This window comes from Streptomyces sp. NBC_00457 (assembly GCF_036014015.1).
In the GTDB taxonomy this organism is placed as follows: domain Bacteria; phylum Actinomycetota; class Actinomycetes; order Streptomycetales; family Streptomycetaceae; genus Streptomyces.
The window spans coordinates 8,883,979-8,908,080 of sequence record NZ_CP107905.1; the positions used below are offsets into that span (position 1 = coordinate 8,883,979).

At 71.1% G+C, this 24,102-nt stretch carries 18 protein-coding genes and 1 pseudogene; 8 read left to right on the forward strand and 11 right to left on the reverse strand.

Annotated elements, in window-relative coordinates; genetic code table 11:
- Positions 1-33: 33 nt before the first annotated feature.
- Together OG828_RS40645 and OG828_RS40650 are read right to left on the reverse strand one after the other, a co-directional pair.
- The gene (locus OG828_RS40645) at positions 34-855 is read right to left on the reverse strand and encodes a putative hydro-lyase (RefSeq protein WP_328503969.1); all 822 of its coding nucleotides are present in this window, start codon (positions 853-855) and stop codon (positions 34-36) included.
- Positions 852-2,153, reverse strand: coding sequence for an MFS transporter (locus OG828_RS40650; RefSeq protein ID WP_328441615.1), 1,302 nt, complete (start codon positions 2,151-2,153; stop codon positions 852-854). The genes OG828_RS40645 and OG828_RS40650 overlap by 4 nt, the downstream gene beginning before the upstream one ends.
- Positions 2,154-2,329: 176 nt before the next feature.
- Here OG828_RS40650 and OG828_RS40655 point away from each other — a divergent pair, with 176 nt between their 5' ends.
- The 4 genes from OG828_RS40655 (at position 2,330) to OG828_RS40670 (ending at position 10,724) form a co-directional block, all read left to right on the forward strand.
- Entirely contained in the window at positions 2,330-3,025 is a 696-nt protein-coding gene (locus OG828_RS40655; RefSeq protein WP_328368430.1) for a GntR family transcriptional regulator, read from the forward strand.
- Between the two features lie 111 nt (positions 3,026-3,136).
- The gene (locus OG828_RS40660) at positions 3,137-4,663 is read left to right on the forward strand and encodes a hypothetical protein (RefSeq protein WP_328503970.1); all 1,527 of its coding nucleotides are present in this window, start codon (positions 3,137-3,139) and stop codon (positions 4,661-4,663) included.
- 103 nt (positions 4,664-4,766) lie between these two features.
- Complete coding sequence (locus OG828_RS40665) at positions 4,767-5,648, forward strand: hypothetical protein (protein WP_328441617.1); 882 nt, start codon at positions 4,767-4,769, stop codon at positions 5,646-5,648.
- A 36-nt stretch (positions 5,649-5,684) separates the two neighbouring features.
- Positions 5,685-10,724, forward strand: coding sequence for a hypothetical protein (locus OG828_RS40670; RefSeq protein ID WP_328503971.1), 5,040 nt, complete (start codon positions 5,685-5,687; stop codon positions 10,722-10,724).
- A gap of 94 nt (positions 10,725-10,818) precedes the next feature.
- Here the strand turns inward: OG828_RS40670 and OG828_RS40675 are convergent, their stop codons facing one another.
- The 4 genes and pseudogenes from OG828_RS40675 to OG828_RS40690 form a co-directional block, all read right to left on the reverse strand.
- The gene (locus tag OG828_RS40675; protein ID WP_328503972.1) at positions 10,819-12,363 is read right to left on the reverse strand and encodes a GMC family oxidoreductase; all 1,545 of its coding nucleotides are present in this window, start codon (positions 12,361-12,363) and stop codon (positions 10,819-10,821) included.
- Positions 12,364-12,426: 63 nt separating this feature from the next.
- Positions 12,427-13,986 carry an APC family permease gene (locus tag OG828_RS40680; RefSeq protein ID WP_328368444.1) on the reverse strand — a complete coding sequence of 520 codons (1,560 nt, stop codon included), beginning with the start codon at positions 13,984-13,986 and terminating at the stop codon, positions 12,427-12,429.
- 93 nt (positions 13,987-14,079) lie between these two features.
- Positions 14,080-15,546 carry an aldehyde dehydrogenase family protein gene (locus OG828_RS40685; RefSeq protein WP_328503973.1) on the reverse strand — a complete coding sequence of 489 codons (1,467 nt, stop codon included), beginning with the start codon at positions 15,544-15,546 and terminating at the stop codon, positions 14,080-14,082.
- A pseudogene (locus OG828_RS40690) lies at positions 15,488-15,713 on the reverse strand (hypothetical protein); the annotation flags it as partial. The pseudogene OG828_RS40690 and the gene OG828_RS40685, both read right to left, overlap by 59 nt.
- A gap of 155 nt (positions 15,714-15,868) precedes the next feature.
- On the opposite strand from OG828_RS40690, the gene OG828_RS40695 reads away from it, so the two are divergent.
- Entirely contained in the window at positions 15,869-15,991 is a 123-nt protein-coding gene (locus OG828_RS40695; protein WP_328441622.1) for a hypothetical protein, read from the forward strand.
- A 62-nt stretch (positions 15,992-16,053) separates the two neighbouring features.
- Here OG828_RS40695 and OG828_RS40700 read toward each other — a convergent pair whose 3' ends face one another.
- Positions 16,054-16,581 (reverse strand): hypothetical protein, encoded by a 528-nt coding sequence (locus OG828_RS40700; protein ID WP_328503974.1) that lies wholly within the window; start codon positions 16,579-16,581, stop codon positions 16,054-16,056.
- 417 nt (positions 16,582-16,998) lie between these two features.
- On the opposite strand from OG828_RS40700, the gene OG828_RS40705 reads away from it, so the two are divergent.
- Genes OG828_RS40705 through OG828_RS40715 form a run of 3 tightly spaced genes read left to right on the forward strand, consistent with a single transcriptional unit; the run spans position 16,999 to position 20,648 of the window.
- Positions 16,999-19,806 (forward strand): nitrate- and nitrite sensing domain-containing protein, encoded by a 2,808-nt coding sequence (locus OG828_RS40705; RefSeq protein WP_328503975.1) that lies wholly within the window; start codon positions 16,999-17,001, stop codon positions 19,804-19,806.
- Positions 19,803-20,240, forward strand: a complete 438-nt coding sequence (locus tag OG828_RS40710; protein WP_210581424.1) for a roadblock/LC7 domain-containing protein — start codon at positions 19,803-19,805, stop codon at positions 20,238-20,240. Before OG828_RS40705 ends, OG828_RS40710 begins: the two co-directional genes overlap by 4 nt.
- Before the next feature lie 9 nt (positions 20,241-20,249).
- Positions 20,250-20,648 carry a DUF742 domain-containing protein gene (locus tag OG828_RS40715; RefSeq protein WP_328368450.1) on the forward strand — a complete coding sequence of 133 codons (399 nt, stop codon included), beginning with the start codon at positions 20,250-20,252 and terminating at the stop codon, positions 20,646-20,648.
- Here the strand turns inward: OG828_RS40715 and OG828_RS40720 are convergent.
- From OG828_RS40720 to OG828_RS40735, 4 genes are all read right to left on the reverse strand, one after another.
- Positions 20,626-21,108, reverse strand: coding sequence for a thioesterase family protein (locus OG828_RS40720; protein WP_328503976.1), 483 nt, complete (start codon positions 21,106-21,108; stop codon positions 20,626-20,628). The two genes, OG828_RS40715 and OG828_RS40720, sit on opposite strands and share 23 nt — an antisense overlap.
- Positions 21,105-22,085 (reverse strand): 3-hydroxyacyl-CoA dehydrogenase NAD-binding domain-containing protein, encoded by a 981-nt coding sequence (locus tag OG828_RS40725; RefSeq protein WP_328503977.1) that lies wholly within the window; start codon positions 22,083-22,085, stop codon positions 21,105-21,107. Before OG828_RS40725 ends, OG828_RS40720 begins: the two co-directional genes overlap by 4 nt.
- A 101-nt stretch (positions 22,086-22,186) precedes the next feature.
- Positions 22,187-23,074, reverse strand: coding sequence for a 3-keto-5-aminohexanoate cleavage protein (locus OG828_RS40730; protein ID WP_328503978.1), 888 nt, complete (start codon positions 23,072-23,074; stop codon positions 22,187-22,189).
- Positions 23,075-23,228: 154 nt separating this feature from the next.
- A complete protein-coding gene (locus tag OG828_RS40735) occupies positions 23,229-24,047 on the reverse strand; it encodes an IclR family transcriptional regulator (protein ID WP_328441628.1) in 819 nt (272 codons plus the stop codon).
- Positions 24,048-24,102: the final 55 nt, after the last annotated feature.

Sequence of the window (24,102 nt, forward strand, 5' to 3'; positions counted from 1 at the left end):
TGGTTCTCGTGCTGCCGTTCATCCCACTGCTGTTCATCCCACGCGGAACTGCTCGTCGCGGGCGTCGGTGACGAACATCTGGCCCGGTGCGTGGGTGATGGCAAACGGCGGTCGTGAGGCCATCACCGCGGCCTGCGGAGTCACTCCGCAGGCCCAGAACACCGGGATGTCGTCCGGGGCGATGTCCACCGGGTCTCCGAAGTCGGGACGGGCGAGGTCGCCGATGCCGAGCCCCGACGGATCGCCGCAGTGCACGGGGCTGCCGTGCACCGCCGGGAGCAGACTGCTCTCCCGGATCGCCGCCGCCAGGTGTGCCGGTGGCACCGGGCGCATGGACACCACCAGGGGGCCGTGCAGCCGCCCCGCCGGACGGCACTGACGGCCGGTCACGTACATCGGGACGTTGCGGCCCTGTTCGAGGTGGCGGATCGGGACCCCCGCCTCGGCCAGCGCCCACTCGAAGGTGAAGCTGCACCCGATCAGCACCGACACCAGATCGTCCCGCCAGTGTCCGCGCACATCGGTCGGCTCGTCCACCAACTCGCCGTTCTCCCACACCCGGTAGCGCGGCAGATCGGTGCGCAGGTCGGCGCCGTCCGCGAGGACGGTCGTGAAGGAACCGGCATCCGTGATGTCGAGCACCGGACACGGCTTCGGGTTGCGCTGGCAGAACACCACCAGGTCGTACGCCCACTCCGCGGGCACCGCGATCAGATTGGCCTGCGTGTGGCCCGCGGCGACCCCGGCGGTGGGGCCCGTCAGACCCGCGCGGAAACGGGTGCGGGCGTTGTTCGGGCTCCACGCGTGCGCGTGCCCGTCGACGAGGGCCAAAGGGCGGTCTTCCGTGCGGTTCACACCAGCTCCTTCCCGCGCGTCTCGGGCAGTCCGAACAGCGCCAGCGCTGCGACCCCGTATCCGATCGCCCCGAAGACCAGCGCTCCGCCCACGCCCCAGCTGTCGGCCAGGAAGCCGACCGTGGTGGGGAAGATGGCGCCCACAGCGCGACCGGCGTTGTAGGTGAAGCCCTGTCCCGCGCCGCGCACCGCGGTCGGGTACAGCTCGCTCAGGAAGGAACCGAAGCCGCTGAAGATCGCCGACATACAGAACCCGAGCGGGAAACCGAGTACCAGGAGCAGGGTGTTGGCGCCGCTCGGGATGTTCCCGTACGCCACGATGCAGACCGCGGACAGCAGCGCGAAGAGCCAGATGTTGCGCCGGCGGCCGAGCCGGTCGGTGAGGTAACCGCCGGTCAGATAGCCGAGGAAGGCGCCGGAGATCAGGAACGTCAGATAGCCGCCGGTGTTGACGACCGACAGGCCGCGATCGGTCTTCAGGTACGTCGGCACCCAGGTGGCCAGCGTGTAGTAGCCGCCCTGGACGCCGGTGGACAGCAGCATCGCGAAGATCGTGGTGCGGAGCAGGTCGGGCTTGAAGATCGCCTTGAAGGAGCCCTTGCCCGCGCTCTTCTGCCGTACCGCCATCGCTTCGGGCGCGTCCTGCACCCTGCGCCGCATCCAGACGACGAGCAGTGCGGGCAGCGCTCCGGTCCAGAACATCACGCGCCAGGCCAGATCGTCGTCCACGACGGAGAACACCAGCGTGTACATGATCGCGGCCAGCGCCCAGCCGACCGCCCAGGAGCTCTGGATCGCGCCGAGCGTGCGGCCCCGGTGCTTGGCGCTCGCGTACTCGGCGACCAGGATCGCGCCGACCGCCCACTCACCGCCGAAGCCGAGGCCCTGGAGGGCGCGGAAGACCAGCAGGGACTCGAAGTTGGGGGCGAAACCGCAGGCGACGGTGAAGACCGCGTAGGTGATCACCGTGATCATCAGTGCCCTGACCCGGCCGAACCGGTCGGCCATCACGCCCGCGAGGGCGCCGCCGATGCCGGACGCCAGCAGCGTCACGGTGGTGAACAGGCCGGTCTGGCCGCTGTTCAGGCCGAAGTACGCGGCCAGCGCGACCATGCTCAGCGGCAGTGTGAAGTAGTCGTAGGAGTCGAGGGCGTAGCCGCCGAACGCGCCGGCGAAAGCGCGGCGGCCGCGCGGACCCAGGGCGCGCAGCCAGCCCAACGCGCCGTCGTCGGCGGTGTTTTCAGCTGTGGCCGGGTGGGCGTCGCTGGTCAGGGCCTGCGGTGGAGGGGTCGTGCTCATGGGCACCTCGCAGAGGGAGGACGGAGAGTGCGTGAGGACTGAGCCGGGCCGTGCGGAAGCCATCGGCGCTGTCGTGAGCGGGACGGTGACGCCGTTCGTAGCAAGGTAGAGGATCGTTCAACGATCCCTCAATACCTATGTTGTTTCGTTCTTGTGTCTGCGGTTGAATTCCAGGCATGGCAGAGCAACTGTCGGGACTGGCCGACGACCGCGCCCTCCTCGGGCGCACCAGCACCGCGGAACGGGTCTCGGACATCCTCAGGAGCCGGATCGCCGAGGGCTATTTCCCGCCCGGGACGCGGCTGTCGGAGGACAGCATCGGCGGCGCGCTCGGCGTCTCCCGCAACACGCTGCGCGAGGCGTTCCGGCTGCTCACCCATGAACGGCTGCTCGTCCACGAGCTGAACCGGGGCGTCTTCGTCCGGGTGCTGACCGTCGAGGACGTCGAGGACATCTACCGCACCCGCGGCCTGGTCGAGTGCGCCGTCGTCCGAGGACTCGGCGAACCGCCGTACGTGCTGGACGGGCTCGCGGAGGCCGTCGCCGAAGGGCAGCGGGCGGCGCGCGAAGGTGACTGGAAAGGGCTGGGTACGGCCAACATCCACTTCCACCGGGAGCTGGTCGCGCTCGCCGGCAGCGAGCGCACCGACGAACTGATGCGGAGCGTCTTCGCCGAGCTGCGGCTGGCGTTCCATGTCGTGGACGATCCGAGGCGGCTGCATGAGCCGTACCTCGCGCGCAATCTGCAGATCCTCCAGGCGCTGCAGGCGGGCGAGCCGGTCGAGGCCGAGAAGCTGCTCGCGGTCTATCTCGACGACTCGCTGGAGCGGGTGGTCGAGGTGTATCTGCGGCGGGTGGGCGAGGACGGATAGCAGGCCCGGGGGTCTGACAACTAGCAGGTCCGGGGGGTGTGACAACCGTGACGCCGGAGCCCATCTGAGTCGTTTGGGGCGTTGTCAGACCGAGGACTTAGTCTGTGCACCGTGACTTCGCCTGCATCGACGGACCGTGTTCCGCCCCAGTTCACCGCGGGGCCGCGCCCAGCTCTGGGCCCGGCCGCCGACGAGGGACTGGCGCGGCGGCTGCGCGCGCTCGCCTGCACCGCGCCGCTGCACGACCTGGATGCCCGCAAGGCCAATCTCGCGGGCGAGTACTCGGTGTACGGCATGGCCGAGGTCGCCCTCTCCGCCATCGACCTCGTCACGCTGAACATGGACTTCGACACCGGCGCCGACCACGACCAGATCGTTGCCCGGCTCATCCCGCGTATCGCCGCGCAGGCCCCGCAGCGGCCCGTCGTCGAACATGAGCGGGTGGCCCGGTGGGTGCTGGAGAACCTGATCAATGTCGGCAGCGTCGATCGCGGCTTTCGCGCGGTTTACGGGACCTTCGCGCCGGACGGTACGTATGTCCGGCGGGACTACGACTTCAAGCTGATCGAGGAGGTGCCGGGGCCCGGCGGCAGCGTCTATCTCCGTACGACGGACGAAGCCGTCAATGTGCTGGTCGGCGCCCTCGACACCGACGTCACCAGCGCCCAGATCGCCGCCGAGGTCAAGTTGGAGGTGCTGATCAACCGGGGCCGGCTCGCGGATGCACAGCTCGCCGCCGAGCAGGCCCGGTATCGGACCGTGCAGTACTCCGAGACGCTGCGGCGGGCGCTGGATGCCACCCGGCGCAATGTGCGCGCCGTCGACTGGCTCAGTGCCGTGCCCGACATGATCGCCGAGGCGCTCGAGCATGTCGCCGACCGCTATCGGCACGAGAACGCGATCCTCACGAACATCCGCAAGGCGCGGGACGGGTCGGAGGACCCCGAACACAAGCGGCGTGCGGCCGAGTTGGTCGACATCGTGAAGGACTGCATTCGACGGCATACGCAGTTGCAGTCGCGACTGCTTGAGGCCGGGCCGCTGTTCCGGGCCGAGCAGGACCGGCAGGCGTTCGCCACGCCGATGGCGTCGTCGGGGATCGATCTGTATGGGCATCTTGTCGCGCCGGTGCTGCCGCTGGAGCTGGAGCGGGCGGTTCGGGTCACGGATGCGTTCTTCGCTCGCGGGACCGGGTTGCGTACTCCGGTGTCCGTTCGGGTGGGGGACCTTGTGGACATACTGCTGACTCCGCCGGTGGAGCGGGAGCATCTCGGCGCGGAGATGCCTGAGCCGGATCTCATTGCCACGCCGGATGACAGTCGGTTCAGTGAGGAGCAGCTGGCTGCGGCGATGGAGCTGCTTGATCTGCCTGCGGATGCGCCCCGGCGGTTGTCGGGGTTGCTGGTCGACGCGCGTCGGCTGGATCCTGAGTTGCCTTATCTGGTGGCCCTGTTGGCTGTTCATGCGGCTAGTCCGCCTGTTGGTACGGCGTATCGGCAGGGGGAGGAGAAGCTGCTGTTCGCCGTGGACGACGGGACCGAGCTGGAGGATCCCGAGTTCGGGGGTGCTGACCTCATCGTGGGGACGGCTTTGTTGGATGCGGTGGGGATGGCGGCGGATCGGAGTGAGGCTGCGTGATGTCTGCCGGGTGCGGGTTGTCTGTGGCTGGTCGCGCAGTTCCCCGCGCCCCTAAAAGCCTTGTTCTGCCCCCTGTTTGTCAGATGCCCGAGGAGTTTCGATCGTGACCGAGCACGTCGACTGGAGTGAGGTGGAGGTTGCCGCCTCCGCGCCGGTGGCGCCCGCCGTCACGCCTGCCGATGCCGCCGACGCTGCTCGGCTCGTTGCCTTTGGGTTGCAGCCGAAACTGCAGCCTGCGCGGGATCAGGAGTATGCCGAGTTGCTGCGGCGGTATCGGGAGGATCCGTCGTTCGCTCGGCTTGCTGATGCCGTTGCCGCCGGGCTCGGCCTCGTCGTGCTGGAGGTGTCCCCGCGCGCGGGGATGGCCGTTACCGCTGCCGAGGACTCGGTGTTCGCCGTGCGGATGGGGGATTACGCCCGCCGGACTTCCGCCGACTCCGGGGACCGGTTCCTGCATGGGCTCGCTCATCTTGCCGTTGCCGCCATGGCGTTCCCGCGCCCCGAGGACCTTGCTGATGACGGGTACATCGGGCGGATCACGGTCAACGGGGTCGATGCCTTTGTGCGGCAGGCCTGTCGGCGGCTGGAGGAGCGGGCCGAGGTGCGGGGGGAGAACACCGATCCGGCCACGGACGCGCCCGGCCTTGAGGCCGCCTGGCGGATCTGGGTGAGACGGAGTGCGACCGGTGCCACCAAGGACGCGCGAAGACTGGCTGGTTCGACGACCGGCATCATCGGCAAGGCCGTCGCCTTCCTGACCGACTCCGGGTTTCTGCAGCGCACGGGCGACGACAACGGCGGGACGTATCGGACGACGGCCCGGTATCAGCTCCAGGTGCGTGACATGGCGGGCAGTGCGGCCATGGCCGAGCTGCTGGAACTGGGCGTCGTGCCGGTCACCGACGGGACGCCGACGCTGCTGCCCGCCGAGGAGTCCGACGACCCGGAGCTGGTGGCCGACGCCGGGCTGCCGTTCCACTCCTGACCGCATCGACTGCCTTCACGACTACGAGAGTCCGCCATGTACGAGCTGTCCCGGGTCCGCCTCTACTCCATCGGTCCGGCCGGTGCGCGCTACGCCGACACCGTGCTTGACCTGCGGGGAGTCGGCGAGCCCGTGCCCGACCCCGCGCCCACGCAGGCGGAGTTCTTCGAGGAGGAGCCCGTCGGCCCGCCGCGCCGGCCCGCGCCGGCCGGTGTGCTCTTCCTGGAGAACGGCGGCGGCAAGTCCGTCCTGCTCAAACTGATCTTCTCGGTGATGCTGCCGGGACACCGGAACACGCTGGGCGGCGCCAGCTCCGGTGTGCTGCGCAAGTTCCTGCTCGCGGACGACTGCGGGCATGTGGCGCTGGAGTGGCAGCACGTGCTGACGGGCGAGTGCGTCGTCGTCGGCAAGGTGAGCGAGTGGCGCGGGCGGCAGGTCTCGAACGATCCGCGGAAGTTCGCCGAGGCCTGGTACTCGTTCCGGCCGGGGCCCGGGCTGAGCCTGGACAATCTGCCGGTCGCCGAGTCCACCGCCGTACGGCCGTCCGTCGAGGGCGCGTCCGGTGCGCAGGGGCGGCGGCGCACCATGAAGGGCTTCCGGGACGCCCTCACCGAGGCCGGGAAGGCGTACCCGCATCTGGAGGTGCACTGGGAGGAGATCCACGACCGGTGGATCGAGCATCTCGGCGACCTCGGTCTCGACCCCGAACTCTTCCGCTACCAGCGGGAGATGAACTCCGACGAGGGCGAGGCGGCCGGTCTCTTCGCGGTCAAGAAGGACTCCGACTTCACGGATCTCCTGCTGCGGGCGGTGACCGATACGCGGGACACCGACGGTCTCGCCGACCTGGTCGGCGGCTTCGGCAACAAGCTGGGGCGGCGGGCCGAACTGATCGCCGAACGCGACTTCACCGCCGGGTCGGTCGATCTGCTGGGGCGGATCGTCGAGGCCGCCGAGGCGCGGGCACGCGCGCGTGACATCCATGCCGGTGCCGAGCGGCGGACCCGGACGCTGGCCCGGCGGCTGTCCGCGCGTGGTGCGCAGGAGCGGGTGCGCGCCGCCGACCTCGCCCAGCGGGTCACCGGCGCCGCGCAGGCCGTCACGCACGCCGAGGGCGCGCGGGAGCGCAGTGCGCTGATCGCCGCCGAACTCGCTTACCGGCATGCGTCGTTGGCGCTCGCCGGCGCCGAGAAGTCGGCCGCCGCGCAGAAGCGGGAACTCGCCGACGCGCGCACCCTGCACTCGGCCTGGCAGGCCGCCGAGGCGGTGCTGCGGCACCGCGCCGCCGCCGACCGGGTCGCCCGAGTCGCGGCCGCCATCCAGGAGGCCGAGCGTGACGCCGCCCCGGCGCTCGCCTCGCGCGCCAAGGCCGCCGTCGATCTCGTACGGGCCCTGCACGCGGCCGCGGACGGCGCCGAAGCCCTGGCCAACGAAGGGGAGGAGCGGTCCGCGGCGCTCCAGGAGGTCAGCGAATCCGCCCACCGGGACTCCACCTCCGCCGCCACGGAGGCCCAGCGCGCCCGCAGCGAGGCGGGGCATCTGCGGCAGCGGCTGTCCGAGGTCGAGCAGGAGACCGCGGAGGCGGTGCGGGCGGGCTGGCTCGACGACAGCGCGCCCGACGCCGATCCCGCGCGGGCCGCGCTCGCCGCCAGCGACGCCGAGAAGACGGCGGTCGCCGCCTGGGACACCGCGCGCGAGGCATCCCACCGGGCCACCGAGCACGCCCGGGAAGCGGCTTCGGCGGAGTCCCGCGCGGAACTCACGGCGGCCCGCGCGGCAGACGCGGCAACGGCTGCGGAACGCTCGTACGAGGCAGAACGCCGCCTCGCCGAGGGTCTCGCGGCGGAGGAGCGGCTGGCGGAGCTGCTGAGCCTGACCGGTGCCTCCGGGGCGGTGGGTACGGTGCCGGGGCCCCGGACGGGGGCGGATGGTGCGGCTGGACGCGAGCGCTCCGACGCGGCTGGACGTGGCGGGTCCGCGCGGGCCGGGAGTGGCGTGTCCGGTGGAGGCGACGGTGGGGAGGCGGGCGACGGCAGGGATTCGTGGGCTGCGAGTGGTACGGCTGGCCGGGGTCGTGGAGGCGGGGCGGACGGTGGCGGGTCCGCTCGTGCCGGGAGTGGCGTGTCCGGTGGACGCGTTGGTGGCGAGGCGGGCGACGGCGGGGCTTCCTGGGACGCGGGTGGTGTGGCTGGCCGGGGTCGTGGAGGCGGGGCGGATGGCGGCGGGGACGCGCGCGCCGGAAGCGACCCGTCCGTTGAAGGCGGAGATGGTGCGTCCGCCGGAGGCACGAGGCCTGCGAACGGTGATGACGTCGAGCCGCGTTCCCGGGTCGGCCTGACGACCCCGCGCCCTCTCACCCAAGGCCTCCTCAGCCCCGAGGAGCTCGACCGCTGCGCCGACGACCTCCGTCAGCTCCTCGACGTCGCCGTCTCCTCCGCCGAGCGACAGCTGTTCGAGCTGCGGACCGCTGCCGCCGACGACGCCCGGATCCTGGGCGCGCTCGGTGACGGCGGGCTGCTGCCGCCCGGGCCCGACGTGCTGGCCACCGTGGAGTTCCTCGGCGAGCACGGCATCCCGGCGCTGCCCGGATGGCGGTATCTCGCGCAGGCCGTGGACCCCGCCGATCACGCGCGCGTGCTGGCCGCCCGGCCGGAGCTGGTCGACGGCGTGATCATCACCGACCCGGCCACGCACGCGCGTGCCCGCGAGGCGCTGAGCGAGGCGGCGCTGCTGCCGCGGTCCGCCGTCGCGGTCGGTACGGCCGCCGCCCTGCTCGCCCCGACTCCGGCACCCGACGCGAGCGGCGGCGACGTCTTCCTCGTACCGCCGAACCCCGCCATGCACGACGAGCAGGCCGCCGACGAGGAACGGCAGGCGCTGCGGGCGCGGGCGACCGAGCGGGACGAGGAGATCCGGACGCTCGCGGCACGGCTCGGAAAGGACCGGGAACTGACCGCGCGCCTGGCGTCCTGGCGTACCGGCTGCCCGGCCGGACGGCTGGTCGAGCTGGCGGAGGCGGCCCGGGAGACACGCGCGTTCGCCGAGGAGGCCGAGGCCGAGCTGGCCGAGGCGCGCACCGTCCGGGCGGAGGCCGACGAAGCCGCCGCCGAGGCCGCACAGGTACGGGACGAGCGGCAGGAGGCCGCCCAACGAGCCCGCCGCTCCGCCGACGCCCTGGCCGGGCTCGCCTTCCGGCTGCGTGAACGGTCCGGCTGGCAGGTGAAACTGCGCGAACTCGCCGACGAAGCGACCGAGTCGGAGGCCCGTGCCCAGGCCTGTCTGGAGCGCGCCCGGGCCGCCGACGAGGACCGGCGTGCCGCCCAGCGCGCCGCCGACGACGCCCGCCGCACCGCCCGTGCGCTGCGCGCCGAGCGCGCCGAGATCGCGGGCGCCCCCGACGACGTACCGGAAGCCGACCCGGATGCTCCGACGTCGTCCCTTCCCGCCCTCCGCGAGGCCTATCGCGCCGCATCGCAGCTGTACGAGAAGGTCGGCGTCGACGCCGATCTGCGGGCCGAGCAGGCCCGCGCGGAGAGCGACGAGAGTGCGGCGCGGGCCGAACTCGACCGGCTCAGCAACAAGGTCCGCACGCGCGCGGAGCAGCTGCTTCAGTCCCCGGACGGGTCCGACGGGCCCTCCCGGCAGGCCGCCGTAGCCCGGGCCGAGGAGCTGGTGCAGCTTCTGGAGACCCGGATGTCCAGCGCGAGCGAACAGCTGGGGCGGCTGCGCGGCGAGGCCGAGCGGCACGCGCCCGACGACGGCGAGGCACACACCGAGCTGCCCGAGGAGCTGGTGCCCCGCGACGCCGAGCACGCGCAGGCCCTGCTGCGGACCGCCACCGCCGAACTCGCCTCCCGCACCGAGGCGTTGAGCCAGGCCCGGGAGGCGCACGCCGAACTCCTCGACGCCCACCGGGCCGCCGAGGACGCGGCCGGCGGCTTCGACGAGATCGCCGCGATGCTGCGTGACCTGCTGCGCGAGCACACCTCGGACGAGGAGCAGGACGAGCAGGAGCCGTATCCCGGCAGCCTGGACGAGGCGCGCCAGTCCGGCGCCGAGGCACGGCGCTCCCTGCGGGGCTGCGCCGCCGACCTGTCCGCCGCCGAGTCCGCCGTACGAGAGGCGAGCGATGTGCTCGTCCGGCATGCCAACTCCACGCGGTACGAGCACGTACGGACGCCTGCGCGGCAGCAGATCCGGGAACTGCCCGCCGCCGCGCTGCCCGAGCACGCGCAGAAGTGGGCGGACGCGTTCGCGCCCCGACTGCGGGTGCTGACCGATGAGTTGGCGCAGCTGGAGCGGAACCGGGACTCGATCGTGGACCGGCTCCGCGGGCTCGTCGAGTCGGCGCTGGCGACTCTGCGGTCCGCCCAGCGGCTGTCGCGGTTGCCCGAAGGGCTGGGGGAGTGGTCCGGGCAGGAGTTCCTGCGCATCCGCTTCGAAGAGCCCGACCAGGCCACGCTCACCGAGCGGCTCGGCGAGGTCATCGACGAGGCGACGCGGGCCGCGGTGAAGAAGAACTCCGATCTGCGGCGGGACGGGATGTCCTTGCTGCTGCGGGGAGTCGCGGCGGCGCTGCAGCCGAAGGGTGTGGCCGTCGAGATCCTCAAGCCGGACGCGGTGCTGCGTGCGGAGCGGGTGCCGGTGGGGCAGATGGGCGATGTGTTCTCGGGTGGTCAGCTGCTCACCGCGGCCATCGCCTTGTACTGCACGATGGCCGCGCTCAGAAGCAACGACCGGGGGCGCGACAAGCACCGGCACGCGGGCACGCTGTTCCTCGACAACCCCATCGGGCGGGCCAACGCGACATATCTGCTGGAGCTTCAGCGAGCCGTGTCGGATGCGCTCGGTGTCCAACTCCTCTACACGACGGGCCTGTTCGACACGACCGCACTGGCCGAGTTCCCGCTGGTCATCCGGCTGCGCAATGACGCGGATCTACGGGCCGGGCTCAAGTACATCAGCGTGGAGGAGCACCTCCGGCCGGGACTGCCGCAGGCTCCCGCCGGGGAAGGCGGACACAGCGAGATCACGGCGACGCGGATGTTCAAACGTCCGGCGCCCAGCGCAACCTAGGGGCGCGGGGCTGTGTCAATATGCGGCTCCGCCGCGTGGGCGCGACCAGCCACGACCGGCCCGCAGTCGCCCCGCAGCCTGTGCCACGGAATCCCTAGGCGTCGGCTTTCAAGAGATCCGCGCACTTTTCGCCGATCATCATCGTCGTGATGCACGGATTCACCGTCACCAGATCCGGCATCACCGACCCGTCCGCCACCCGCAGCCCCTCGACCCCCTTCACCCGCAACCGCGCGTCCAGCGGAGCGGAATCGTCCGGGCCCATCTTCACCGTGCAGGACGGGTGGTAGACGGTGTTGTGGGTCTTGCGGATGTAGTCCAGCAACTCGTCATCCGTCCGGACGTCCGGGCCGGGGGCGAGTTCCGCGCCCGCCCAGCCGCTGAGCGCAGGTTGCGACGCGATCGTCCGGGCCAGGCGCAGGCCGTACGTCATCACGCGCACATCGTGCTCATGGGTGAAGTACCGCGGATCCACCTTCGGCTTGTCCCGGTAGTCACGGGTCCGCAGCCGCACCGTGCCCCGTGACTTCGCGCGGGTCACGTTCGGGGTGAGGCAGAAGGCGTTCTCCGACGTGGGGTAGCCCCAGCGTGCGGTGTTCATGTCGAAGGGGACGGACCCGTAGTGGAACATCAGGTCCGGCCGGTCCAGGCCCGGTTCGGTGTCGTAGAAGATGCCCGCCTCCCACCACTGGCTGGACGTGGTGGTCATGGGCTGCTTGGCGTCCCACATGATGACGCCCTCGGGGTGGTCCTGGAGGTTCTCGCCGACGCCCGCCGAGTCGACCACCACCTCGACGCCGACCTCGCGCAGATGCGCGGCCGGTCCGATGCCCGACAGCATCAGCAGCTTCGGTGAGTCGATGGCGCCGCACGAGACGATGACCTCGCGCCGGGCCCGTACCGTCCGGGTGTGGATCAGGTCCGGGTCGAGGTACTCGGTGCCGACGCAGCGCCGGCCCTCCAGCACCAGTTTCTTGGCCCGCACCCCCGTCCGTACCTCCAGGTTGGGCCGCTTGCCCAGGACCGGGTGGAGGTAGGCGACCGACGACGACTGACGGATGTTGTTCTCGTCGGAGTTGATCTGGAACCAGTTGGCGCCCCGGATCACCGTCTTGCCGGTGTTGAAACCCGTGGGGGGAATCCCTGCCTGCGCACATGCCTCCAACAGGGCCGTGCCGCACGGGTCCTCACTCTTCACTGAGCGGAGTTTCACCGGGCCCGTGCGGCCGTGGTGCTCCCCGGGTGCGTCGTTGTTCTCCAACCGTCGGTAGAGCGGGAAGAGGTCCGCGGCGCTCCAGCCCGTACAGCCTGCGGCGGCCCAGTCGTCGAGGTCCTCGGCCGGGGCCCAGAAGGCGATACAGGAATTGTGCGAGGAGCAGCCGCCGAGCACCTTCGCTCTGGCGTGCCGCATGAAGCTGTTGCCGCTGGTCTGGGGTTCGACCGGGTAGTCCCAGTCGTAGCCGGATTCCAGCAGGCCCATCCAGCGTTCCAGCTTCAGGACGTCGTCGTCGCCGACGTCGCTGGGCCCCGCCTCCAGGACGCACACGGTGACGGACGGGTCCTCCGACAGCCGGGCCGCCACCACGTTGCCCGCGGTGCCGCCGCCGACCACGACGTAGTCGAACTCATCGATGCTCATGGGGAGTTGACCTCCTTGGTACGGAGACATCCTTGGTGCGCTCGGGGCGCCCGGTGCGGAATGTCAGTCGGCCGCCGGGGCGGCGAGGGGTCCGGTCGCCGGTGCGGAGTCCAGCCGGTGTTCGGCAAGCACTCCGGTCTTGCGCCGCTGGATGAACCAGTAGTAGGCGAAGCCGCCGCCCATGATCACGCCGACGAAGAGCACGGCGCCCCACTGGAGGTACCAGTGGAAGGGGGCGGTGGCGTTGTAGACGGAGGCCCGCGGCCAGATCAGGTTGATCGTCATGCCCGCGCCCCACAGCACGGCGAGGATGTTGACCAGCAGCCCCCAGCGGCCCAGCGAGAACTTGCCGTCGCCTGCGGGCTGCCACTTGCCGCGCAGCCGCGCCACCAGCATCGGAGCGGTGACACCCAGGTAGGCGAGGTAGATCATGATGATCCCGATGCTGGTGACGACCGTGAAGATCTGCGGCTGGCGGATGTTCACGACCAGGATCGCCAGCGCCAGGATGCCGATGATCACGGCCGGGAGCACCGGTGTCTTGAAGCGCGGGCTGACCTTCGCCAGCATCGAGGACGCGGGCAGGTTGTTGTCCCGGGCCATCGCGAACGCCAGCCGGATCGCCGCCGTGTGCACGGCCAGCGCGCACACGGTCACCGCGATCAGCACGCACCACAGCATCGCCTTGCCGGCCGTCGAGCCGAGCACGTCGAGGACGATGTATTGCAGACCGTCGGTCGACAGCTGCTCGCCCTTCAGGCTGGACACGCTCATCAGCGCCAGCAGCAGGATCAGACCGCCCAGGACGAACGAGGCGACGATCGCCCGGATGATCGCGCGCGGCGCGTTCCGGGACGGGTCCAGGGACTCCTCGCCGAGCGAGGCGGCCGTGTCGAAGCCGTACATGACGTACGCCGACGCCAGCGACGCCACCAGGAACGCGCCGAGGTAGCCGGCGCCGTACCCCGCGCCCGTCCCGTTGGTCTCCATGACCACCTGCGGGCCACGGGTGATGTGCACGGCGAACAGGACGATGAGTACGACGGTGGCGACCAGCTCGATGAAGACGCCCGCCGTGTTGATGTTGGCCATCAGCTTGACGCCGAAGGCGTTCACCAGCGTGGTGAACAGGATCAACACCGCGGCCAGGATGACCGCGTTGGTCGCCACGTCGTACTTGCCCGTGCCGTCACCGACGATCTGGAACACGTCGGAGATCTGCGGCAGCGTCAGCTGATAGGCGAGCGCCACGGCCGCGATGGACACGATCGAGGCGATCAGCATCATCCAGCCGGCCAGCCAGCCCAGATGCGGATTGCCTATCTTCTTCGACCAGTTGTAGACGGAGCCCGCGACGGGATAGCGGGCGGCCAGCTCGGCGAAGCAGAGGGCGACCATGAACTGGCCGACGAAGACCATCGGCCACGACCACCAGTAGGCGGGGCCGCCACTGCCGTATCCGAAGTAGAACAGCTGGAACGTGCCGGTCAGGATGGAGATGTAGCTGATGCCGGCGGCGAACGTGTGGAAGTTGCCGAGGGTGCGCTTGAGCTCGGGTTTGTAGCCGAACTCGGCCAGTTCGGCGTCGTCCTGCCGGTCGGCCGGCTGTCGAGTTGGGGTCATGAGCGGACTCCTGGTGGGGCAGGGGAACGGGGAGAGCGGCTCCTGCGGGCGCCTGGATCAAGGACGGTCGATGAGCCTGCTGCTACCCGGACGTCAGGCGAACCACCCCTGCGGCGTGGGATTCGTGTTCCGCCAGATGTGCTTGGGCTCGCGGTACTCGGCCAGTCCCGCCGGCCCGAGTTCGCGTCCGAAGCCGGACTGCTTGAATCCGCCCCACTCCGCCTGCGGCACATAGGGGTGGTAGTCGTTGATCCAGACGGTGCCGATCCGCAGTCGCCCGGCGACCCGCGCGGCCCTGGCCTCGTCACTCGTCCAGACGGCACCCGCCAGGCCGTAGATCGTGTCGTTGGCGAGCCGTACCGCCTCGTCCTCACTGCCGAACCGCTCGACGGTGAGAACCGGTCCGAAGGACTCGTCCTGTACGACGGACATCCCGCCGGTGCACTCGTCCAGCACGGTGGGCAGGTAGTAGAAGCCGTCGGCGAAGTCCGCTCCGTCGGGGCGCGCACCGCCACAGCGCAGGACCGCACCCTCCTCCAGACCTTTGGCCACATAGGCCTCGACCTTCGCGCGGTGCGCCTCCGAGATCAGCGGCCCGGTCTGCGCCCGCTCGTCGAACGGTCCCCCGAGCCGGATCTCCGACGCCCGCCGTACGACCTCGTCGACGAACCGGTCGTGCAGCGAGTCCTCGACCAGCAGCCGGGCGCCCGCCGAGCAGACCTGCCCGGAGTGCAGGAACACCGCGGTCAGCGCCATGTCGACGGCCGTGTCGAAGTCGGCGTCCGCGAAGACGATGTTGGGGTTCTTGCCGCCCAGTTCGAGGGCGACCTTCTTCACCGTCCCGGCCGCGGCGGCCATCAGCCGGCGGCCGGTCTGGAGTCCGCCGGTGAAGGAGACGAGGTCCACGTCCGGGTGGTCGCCGAGCGGGGCGCCGGCCTCGGGACCGGCGCCCAGGACCAGGTTGGCGACGCCCGCGGGCACGCCCGCCTCCTCCAGCAGCCGCATCAGGTGTATGGCGGTGTGCGGGGTCAGCTCGCTGGGCTTGAGGATGAAGGTGTTGCCTGCCGCCAGGGCAGGGGCGACCTTCCAGGCCGTCTGGAGGAGCGGGTAGTTCCAGGGTGTGATCAGCGCGCAGACGCCGACCGGCTCGTACACGACCCGGCTGTCCACGCCCTCCGTGCCTGTGTCGACGACCCGCCCCGTCTCGCTCGCTGCCGTCCGGCCGAAGTAGCGGAAGCAGTTCGCGATGTCGTCGATGTCGTACTCGCTCTCGACCAGCCGCTTGCCGGTGTCGAGCGACTCGGCGCGGGCGAGCGCGTCCTTGTCCCGCAGCAGCAGGTCGGCGACGCGCAGCAGCAGGTCACCGCGCTGGTCGGGGGCGGTGTGCGGCCAGGGTCCCTCGTCGAAGGCGCGGCGTGCGGCGGCGATCGCCTCGACGGTGTCCTTGCCACCGGCCTCGTCCACCACCCCCACCAGCGAGCCGTCCGCCGGACAGCGGATCTCACGCGTGCGCTCGTCGACCGCGCTCCGCCACTCGCCGTCGATGAACAGATCCGGCATGGCCGCCTCCCAGCTGCTGAGGGACCCACTCGTGGAAGATCCCGATGTGGTGCTCGTTCGGAACCAGCACACCACCCTTCCGGTAGGCCCGCGACGCCATCGCGGGCCGGCTTCGCTCGCAGGCTCCAAGAAACCTGCGCGTTCGCGAGGTGGAACAGCTCCACCGACGGCGCCGTCATCGCCACCGGCACATCGGCGCACTGCCTGCCGGGCGACGCCCTCGTCGGGATGCACACCCGCGCACCGAACTCACCCGCGGCACAGCTGGCTCGTCGTCATCGGCGGCGGTTTCATCGGCGCACTGCGCCGCAGGGCCCGCGCGGTGTTGCTCGGGGTCGCCCGTGAGGGCGGCTTCCTGGTGCTGGACGTGCGGGGCGGCCGTACGACCGCGGCGCTCTTCGTGGACCGGCCACGCCCCGTCGTGCGAGAACCCGGGAACTCGTAGGCGGGGAGGCCCGACCGCAGCCCGGCCCACCCCGAACCCTCACCGGGCGCCGCCCGCGCAGGTCACGAGTGGGACAGCTGACCCGTGCCGCCCCGGTTCCGTATGCGCTTCTCGGCGCGCTCGGTGGCCCGCTCCTGTCGCCGGGCCCTGCGCCGCTCGCGCCGTAGGGCCCGCGCGGTGCTGCTCGGGGTCGACACGACGCCGTGGCGCTGGTTCCACACCTGGCGGGTCACCCACACGTCCAGGGCGGCCCAGGTGGCGACCACCGTGCTGGCCACGCTGCTGAGGACTATGGGGAACGCCAGCCACGAGCCGGCCAGGGTGCACAGGAAGGCCACCATCGCCTGGATCAGTGTCACGGCGATGACGAGCACCGCCCGCACCGCCGCCGTACGCACCGGATCCGGCAGCCGACGTCGCTGCGCGGGCTCCTCCACCCACAACGGCCGGTAGTAGGGCTGGGCGTCTCGCTCGTCCGTCGTCTCCCTGTCGGTTGCCGGAATGTCGCGATCCCGTGCCTCAGGGATCCGCTCCGCCGTCGCCGTCGCCACGCCGTCACCGGGCGCCTCGCGCCGCTCAACCGTGCCCATCACCGTGTCACTCCCCACCGCCGACAGGACCACTCGCCCGTGTCCGAAGACACGGCTCTCCAGTGGCTGCCCGGCTTGCGCTGTTTTACGCCGCCCAGGTGCGGGACGCGGCTCCTGTGGCCGATTCCGCCCCCAACTCCCGTTAGAAGGACGAACGGCACGCTCCGAAGATTCCCAACGACCGTAAAATTTCGGCCAACCGGCCCCGGAAACGACCGGATTGTTCACCGCGGTGACCACGGGGTCGGGGGAGGCAATCTCCCGCAATGACCGGACAACTCCCCACGACCCGCCACCGTTGCGGACGTTCGACTTCCGGACGGGTCTTCGGGTTACCTATGCGTCAGTAGTAGGCTCGCGCCGTTTGTTGACGTACATGTGTACCCCCGTCCGGTGGGGGTCGAGCTGGGGGAGGCCATGCGCTTTCGCGGGAAGTCGATCCGCCGGAAGATCGTGGCGCTGCTTCTCGTGCCGCTGGTGTCCCTGACGGCGATCTGGGGCTTCGCCACGGTACTCACGGGACGTGAGGCGGGCCAGCTGTTCAACGTGTCGGAGGTCGTCGAGAACATCGGCTACCCGGCCGAGGACGCCGTCCGGGTGCTCCAGCAGGAACGCCGCCAGACCCTCGTCTATCTCGCCGACCCGCGCGCCTCCGACGGGCTCGCCGCGCTGCGCCGCAGCCGGACCGCCACCGACGAGGCCGTCGTCAAGATCCGCAGGAACGCCCAGGACGCCGACGTACGCGACGCGCTGGGGCAGAGCACGGGCGAGCGGCTGACCGCCCTCCTGGACGCCCTCGACGGCATCGGGTCCCTGCGCCGCAGCGTCGAGGAGGGCACCGTCAACCGCGCCCAGGCCCTCGACCTCTACAACCGCCTCGTCGACCCGTGCTACGTGCTGCTCACCAACCTCCACGTCGTGGACGACACCGAGCTGGACAAGCAGTACCGCGCCCTGGTCAACCTGGCCCGGGCCCGCGAACTGCTCTCCCGCGAGGACGCTCTCCTCGGCTCCGCGCTGATCGTCGGCAGGATCACCCGCGGCGAGGCCCGCGACATCTCCGACCTGGTGGCCCAGCGCACGCTGATGTACGACGTCAACCTGCCGCTGCTGCCCTCCTCGGAACGTGACCGCTACGAGCGGTTCTGGAAGAACGCCGCCAGCGCCCCGCTGCGCGTGGCCGAGGAGTCCGCCGGCGCCGCCTCCGGCACCGGCACGCCCAGCGACGTCACCGCACAGAACTGGGACACCGCCGCCGGTGACGTGCTCGACGAACTCGCCGACTTCAACGACCAGGCGAACGACCGCTATCAGGACCGGGTGCGCCCGGTCGCGATCGGCGTCATCGCCCAGGCCGCCTTCGCCGGCGTCCTCGGCCTGATCGCTCTGCTGCTCTCGCTCTTCCTGTCCGTGCGCATCGGCCGCGCCCTCATCCGCGACCTGCGGCAACTGCGCCTGGAGGCGCACGAGGCGTCCGGCGTCCGGCTGCCCAGCGTGATGCGCCGCCTCTCCGCCGGTGAACAGGTCGACGTGGAGACCGAGGTCCCGCGCCTGGAGTACGACAAGAACGAGATCGGCGAGGTCGGCCAGGCCCTCAACACCCTGCAGCGCGCCGCCGTCGAGGCCGCCGTCAAGCAGGCCGAACTGCGCGCCGGGGTCTCCGAGGTCTTCGTGAACCTCGCCCGGCGCAGCCAGGTCCTGCTGCACAAGCAGCTCACCCTGCTCGACACCATGGAGCGCCGGACCGAGGACACCGAGGAACTCGCCGACCTCTTCCGGCTCGACCACCTCACCACCCGCATGCGCCGGCACGCCGAGGGCCTGGTGATCCTCTCCGGCGCCGCCCCCTCCAGGCAGTGGCGCAAGCCCGTCCAGCTGATGGACGTCGTACGCGCCGCCGTCGCCGAGGTGGAGGACTACGAGCGCATCGAGGTCCGCCGACTGCCGCGGGTCGCCGTCACCGGCCCCGCCGTCGCGGACCTCACCCATCTCGTCGCCGAACTCCTGGAGAACGCCACGGTGTTCTCCCCGCCGCACACCGCCGTCCAGGTCCTCGGCGAACGCGTCGCCAACGGCTTCACCCTCGAGATCCACGACCGCGGCCTCGGCATGGCGGCCGACGCGCTCCTGGACGCCAACCTCAGGCTGGCCGAGACACCCGAGTTCGAGCTGTCCGACACCGACCGGCTCGGCCTGTTCGTGGTCAGCCGGCTCGCCCAGCGGCAGAACGTACGCGTCTCCCTCCAGCCCTCCCCGTACGGCGGCACCACCGCGGTCGTCTTCATCCCGGACGCGCTGCTGACGGACGACGTCCCGGACACCAACGGCGTCGGCTTCCGCCTCGACCGCGAGCGCCCCTCGAAGGAGGCCGAGTTGGAGGAGAGCCGCCGCGCCGCGCTCTCCCAGGTGCCCGTGCAACTCCCCGGTCTGCCGCCCGCCCTCCTGGACGGGCCGGTCGAACTGGAGGCCCCCGTCGACCTGGACGCCCTGAACGACTTCCCGGGCGGCCTCGGCGACGAGGGCAGCGAACGCGGTGGGCTCTTCCGGCCCCGCGGCCCCGCCCCGGCGGGTCTGTCCGGCGAACAGCACCATCCGGCCGACCCCGGCACGGACGACCGTCCGGGCGCCCCGGTCCCGCTGCCCCGCCGCGGCGCCCCCAAGCTCGTCAGCTCGCACGGACGTCCGGTCACCGAGCAGCGGCCCCGGCGCGAGAACGGTGACTCCGCGGACACGGCTCCTGCCCTCCCGAAGCGCACTCGACGCGCCGCCATCGCGTCGGCGGCACAGGACGCCAGACACGAGACTGAGCGGGAGACAGGCCCCCGGACCGGCCCCCGGACCAGCCCCGAGACCGGCCCGGAGACCCGGCACGAGGGCCGGCTGGAAACCGGCCCGGAGACCGGGCACGAGCGCAGACCGGAAGCCGGACCAAGGGCCGGCCGCGACCCCGGTCAGGACGGACACGCGGCACCGACCACCGGCTCGGGCACGGCGCCCCTGCCCCGCCGCGTCCGCCAGGCCAACCTCGCCCCGCAGCTCAAGCAGGCTCAGGAGCAGCGCACCGAGCAGCGGGCGGAGCCCGCTGAACGGGACGCCGACGAGGTACGCAGCCGTATGGCCTCGCTCCAGCGCGGCTGGCAGCGTGGCCGTCATGAGAACGCCGCGGGTGACAATGGCTCCAGCGGCACAGCACCACAAGGAACGACTAAGGGGGACGGTCGATGACCGCACCGAAGGCGACCGACCATGGCGACACCGGCAGGACAGGCGAGCTGAACTGGCTCCTGGACGACCTGGTCGACCGCGTCGCGAGCATCCGCAAGGCCGTCGTGCTCTCCGGCGACGGGCTTGCGACGGGGGCATCGAAGGACCTGACCCGGGAGGACAGTGAACATCTGGCCGCCGTCGCCTCCGGCTTCCACAGCCTGGCCAAGGGCGTGGGCCGGCACTTCGAGGCGGGCAGCGTCCGGCAGACGGTCGTCGAGCTGGACGACGCCTTCCTGTTCGTGACGGCCGCGGGTGACGGCAGCTGCCTCGCCGTCCTCTCGGCCGCCGACTCCGACGTCGGCCAGGTCGCCTACGAGATGACGCTCCTCGTGAAGCGGGTCGGCGTACATCTGGGGGCCGCTCCGCGCACCGATCTGCCTGCGGGCGGGTAGTGGGATGACATGAGCGGAGACGGTCAGGGAAGAAGCCACTGGTTCGACGACGAGGCCGGACCGGTGGTCCGTCCGTACGCCATGACGCGCGGCCGCACCAGCCATGCGGGCCAGCACCGCCTGGACCTGATCGCGCTGGTCGTCGCGGAATCCCACGCGGACGACTCGGAAGCCGAAAACCAGACGCTGTCCCCGGAACACGTGGACATCGTCGGCCTGTGCCGGGACACGCCGCAGTCGGTCGCCGAGCTCGCGTCCGAACTCGACCTGCCCATCGGTGTCGTACGCGTCCTCGTCGGCGACCTCGTCGACGAGGAACTCGTCCACGTCAACCGCCCGGTTCCGCCCGCGGAGCTGCCGGACGAGAGCATCCTGCGTGATGTGATCAACGGGCTCCGGGCTCTGTGACCACCGGTCCGATCGACCGGCCCGCCCATCCGGGCGGCTCCTCCGCGAGCGCCGCGAGGCGCTCGCGGACCTCGGGCGGGAACGGTATGGCGCGGCCCGCCCCCTGATCGACGTGCAGCATCAGCAGCTCGATCGTGGCGACCGGGTCGGGCTCCGCGCGCGGCCCCTCGACGACATACATCTCATGCGTCAACCGCGCCTTCTTCCCGGCCGCTCCCAGCACGCGCGTGCGGACCGCGAGTTCGGCGCCCTCCGGCACCTCCCGCAGGTAGCGGACGTGTGACTCGGCCGTGTAGAGCGAGCAGCCGGTGTGCTCGCGGTACGCGGTGTCCAGCCCCGTACGCTCCATCAACGCGTCCGTGGCGAAGCCGAAGACGAGGACGTAGTACGCCTCGCTCATGTGCCCGTTGTAGTCGATCCACTCGGGGCGCACGGTCTCCTGAAACAGCGGCAGGCTCACTCGGCACCGGTCCCGGGCAGACGGCCGGTGGCGCGCAGGACGTCGATGACGCCCCGGTCCCGTTCGGCGACGAGATCGGCGATCGTACGACCGTCTGCGGCATCGTCGCAGCCGGCCACCACCGCGTCGTAGAGGGCCGTGTCCAGCTCGGGTGCCTCCAGGCGGGTCCACGGGGACTTCAGGGACGGCCCGAAGTGGTCGAGCATGTGGGCCATGCCGCCCTCGCCGCCCGCGAGTGCGAAGGTGAGCATGGGGCCCATCACCGCCCAGCGCAGGCCCGGCCCCTCGGTGATCGACAGGTCTATCTCGCGCACCGTCGCCTCGCCGTTGGCCACCATGTGCAGGGCTTCGCGCCACAGCGCTTCCTGGAGGCGGTTGGCGATGAAGCCGGGGACCTCGCGGTCCATGGTGATGACGGACTTGCCCGCCACCTCGTAGAAGCGCGCGGCCCATCGGACCGCTTCGGCGTGTGTGTGGTCGCCGCCGACGACCTCGACGAGCGGAATCAGATACGGCGGATTGAATGGATGCCCGACCACCAGCCGGCCGGGTGTGACGGCCCCGGTCTGCATGTCCGTCATCGGGTAGCCGGAGGTCGAGGAGGCGACGACGACGCCGGGCGGCGTGGCCGCGTCCAGCTTGGCCAGCAGCTCACGCTTGAGTCCGAGCTTCTCGGGTGCGCTCTCCTGCACGAACTGCGCCTCGGCGACCGCCTCTTCGAGACTGTCGGTCACGGTGAGCCGGTCGGCACTCGCGCCCGGGGCAAGCCCCAGCTGCTCCAGCGCGGGCCACGCCGCCTCGACCAGCCGGCGCAGCCGGGCCTCTGCGTCGGGGGCCGGGTCCCAGGCCGTGACTGCGTAGCCACGGGCGAGGAAGTGGGCGACCCAGCCGCCGCCGATGACTCCGGCGCCGACGCAGGCGACGCGGCGTACGTCCTCGGGCGCGGTGGCGGGGGTGAACGTCTCCGTCTCGGTCAACTTGGGCTCCTTCTGGGCTCCTTGATGGGGCCGTAGCTGCTTGGTGGGTATCAGCTGCCGTGCCGTGGTGCGGGTATCGGCTGCCGTTCGTGGTGCGGGTTTCAGCCGCGCGGCTTGAGGCCGAGCTTGAGGCGTGCCTCGTCGGGCGTGGCGACGCGGGCGCCCATCGCCTCGACGATCGTCACGGCACGCTCCACGAGCTGGGCGTTGGTCGCCTTGACGCCCTTGCCGAGATAGAGGTTGTCCTCCAGCCCGACGCGCACGTGCCCGCCGAGCAGGACCGACTGCGCCACCCACGGCATCTGCATCCGGCCCAGCGCGAAGCTGGCCCACTGCGCGCCCTCCGGCAGCATGTTCACCATCGACTGCAGCACACCCGGGTCCGCGGGCGCGCCCCACGGGATGCCCATGCACAGCTGGAACACGGTCGGGTCGTCGAGCAGTCCCTCGGAGTGCAACTGCTTGGCGAACCACAGGTGTCCGGTGTCGAAGATCTCCAACTCCGGTCGCACTCCCAGCTCCTGGATGCGCCGGGCGCCGGTACGCAGCATGTCGGGGGTCGAGACGTAGAGGTTGGAGCCGTCGCCGAAGTTGAGGGAGCCGCAGTCGAGGGTGCAGATGTCGGGCAGCAACTCCTCGACATGCGGCAGCCGTTCGAGGCCGCCCACGAGATCGGTGCCGGGCAACTGCTTCAGCGGCTCCTCCGGATCGATCACCAGGTCGCCGCCCATACCGGCGGTGAGGTTGATGACGACGTCCGTGCCGGTCTCCTTGATGCGCTCGACGACCTCGCGATACAGCCGCGGGGCGCGGGAGGGTGCGCCGGTCTCCGGGTCACGGACATGGATGTGCACGGCGGCGGCACCGGCCTCGGCGGCCTGCACGGCGGACGTGGCGATCTGTTCCGGTGTGACGGGGACGTGCGGGCTCTTGCGCACGGTGTCACCGGCGCCGGTGAGGGCGCAGGTGATGATGACGTCCTGGTTCATGGTTGCGCTGTTTCCTCTCTCGACGAGCAAGGGTTGTTGTTCATATTGTGAGCGGCTAACGCGTATTACGAACATGCGATGCCATGCGGTGGTGCGTCAAGAGCGCCTGCCCTCAGCCGCCGTCAGCCCCTCGGCTCCTCAGCTGCCCTCCGCCCTACGCCCGCACAGCCGCCGCGATCTCTTCCGCCGCCGCCCGCGCCAGCGCCCCGAGATCCGCGAATCGCGCCTCGGTCACCCGGTCCTGCGGCCCCCAGATGCTGACCACGGCGAACGGCCGACCGCGGCTGCCCAGCACCGGCGCCGACACCCCGTACAGATTCCGTTCCATCTCGCCCGCGCAGACGCTGTATCCGCGCTCCCGCGTCCGAGCGCACTCCTCCCACAGCCGTCCCCGCTCGGTGACGGTCGTGTCGGTGAACGCGGTCAGCGGCTCGGTGAGCAGCGACTCGGCCTCCTCCTTCGGCAGCCAGGCCAGCAGCGCCTTGCCCGTGGACGTGGCATGCAGCGGCACCTGCCGCCCCAGCCACTTGGCGCTGAGGACCACCGGTGGTGTCACTTCGTCGATGTATGTCAGCCCGAGCTGCTGCACCACGGCGAGGTTGGCCGTCTCGCCGGTCTGTTCGCTGACCCGGCGCAAGGTGCCGTGCGCCCGGCGGATCAGCCCGTCGAACCCTGCCGCCGATGCCATGCGGGCGACCGTGAAACCGATGGTGTAGCGACTGCCGGCGGGGTCGCGCTCCACCAAACCGTGCTGTTCCAGCGTGGACAGCAGCCGCCATGCCGTGGCGCGGTTGAGTCCGCACCGCGTCGCCAGGTTCGAGGCTGTGTCGCCGCCCGGCGCGCTGTCGGCGGTCGCCTGGAGCAGTGCGATCGCCCGCTCCAGGGACTGGACCTTGCCCGACGATCCACTCGGCTCGGCTGCCGGGGCGGACTCGCTGTCGCCCGGGGTCCCTGGGGGGTTGGACATGCGCATCTTTAGAGGCTCCTTGACGGCTCTCGGGATGGGCCCCGTGACCTACGTGACTTCT

Bases quoted from the DNA above. Each gene is read 5' to 3' on its own strand.
- OG828_RS40650 (WP_328441615.1), bottom strand. From the start codon at position 2,153: ATGAGCACGACCCCTCCACCGCAGGCCCTGACCAGCGACGCCCACCCG.
- OG828_RS40655 (WP_328368430.1), top strand. From the start codon at position 2,330: ATGGCAGAGCAACTGTCGGGACTGGCCGACGACCGCGCCCTCCTCGGG.
- OG828_RS40670 (WP_328503971.1), top strand. From the start codon at position 5,685: ATGTACGAGCTGTCCCGGGTCCGCCTCTACTCCATCGGTCCGGCCGGT.
- OG828_RS40675 (WP_328503972.1), bottom strand. From the start codon at position 12,363: ATGAGCATCGATGAGTTCGACTACGTCGTGGTCGGCGGCGGCACCGCG.
- OG828_RS40680 (WP_328368444.1), bottom strand. From the start codon at position 13,986: ATGACCCCAACTCGACAGCCGGCCGACCGGCAGGACGACGCCGAACTG.
- OG828_RS40685 (WP_328503973.1), bottom strand. From the start codon at position 15,546: ATGCCGGATCTGTTCATCGACGGCGAGTGGCGGAGCGCGGTCGACGAG.
- OG828_RS40700 (WP_328503974.1), bottom strand. From the start codon at position 16,581: ATGGGCACGGTTGAGCGGCGCGAGGCGCCCGGTGACGGCGTGGCGACG.
- OG828_RS40705 (WP_328503975.1), top strand. From the start codon at position 16,999: ATGCGCTTTCGCGGGAAGTCGATCCGCCGGAAGATCGTGGCGCTGCTT.
- OG828_RS40710 (WP_210581424.1), top strand. From the start codon at position 19,803: ATGACCGCACCGAAGGCGACCGACCATGGCGACACCGGCAGGACAGGC.
- OG828_RS40715 (WP_328368450.1), top strand. From the start codon at position 20,250: ATGAGCGGAGACGGTCAGGGAAGAAGCCACTGGTTCGACGACGAGGCC.
- OG828_RS40730 (WP_328503978.1), bottom strand. From the start codon at position 23,074: ATGAACCAGGACGTCATCATCACCTGCGCCCTCACCGGCGCCGGTGAC.
- OG828_RS40735 (WP_328441628.1), bottom strand. From the start codon at position 24,047: ATGCGCATGTCCAACCCCCCAGGGACCCCGGGCGACAGCGAGTCCGCC.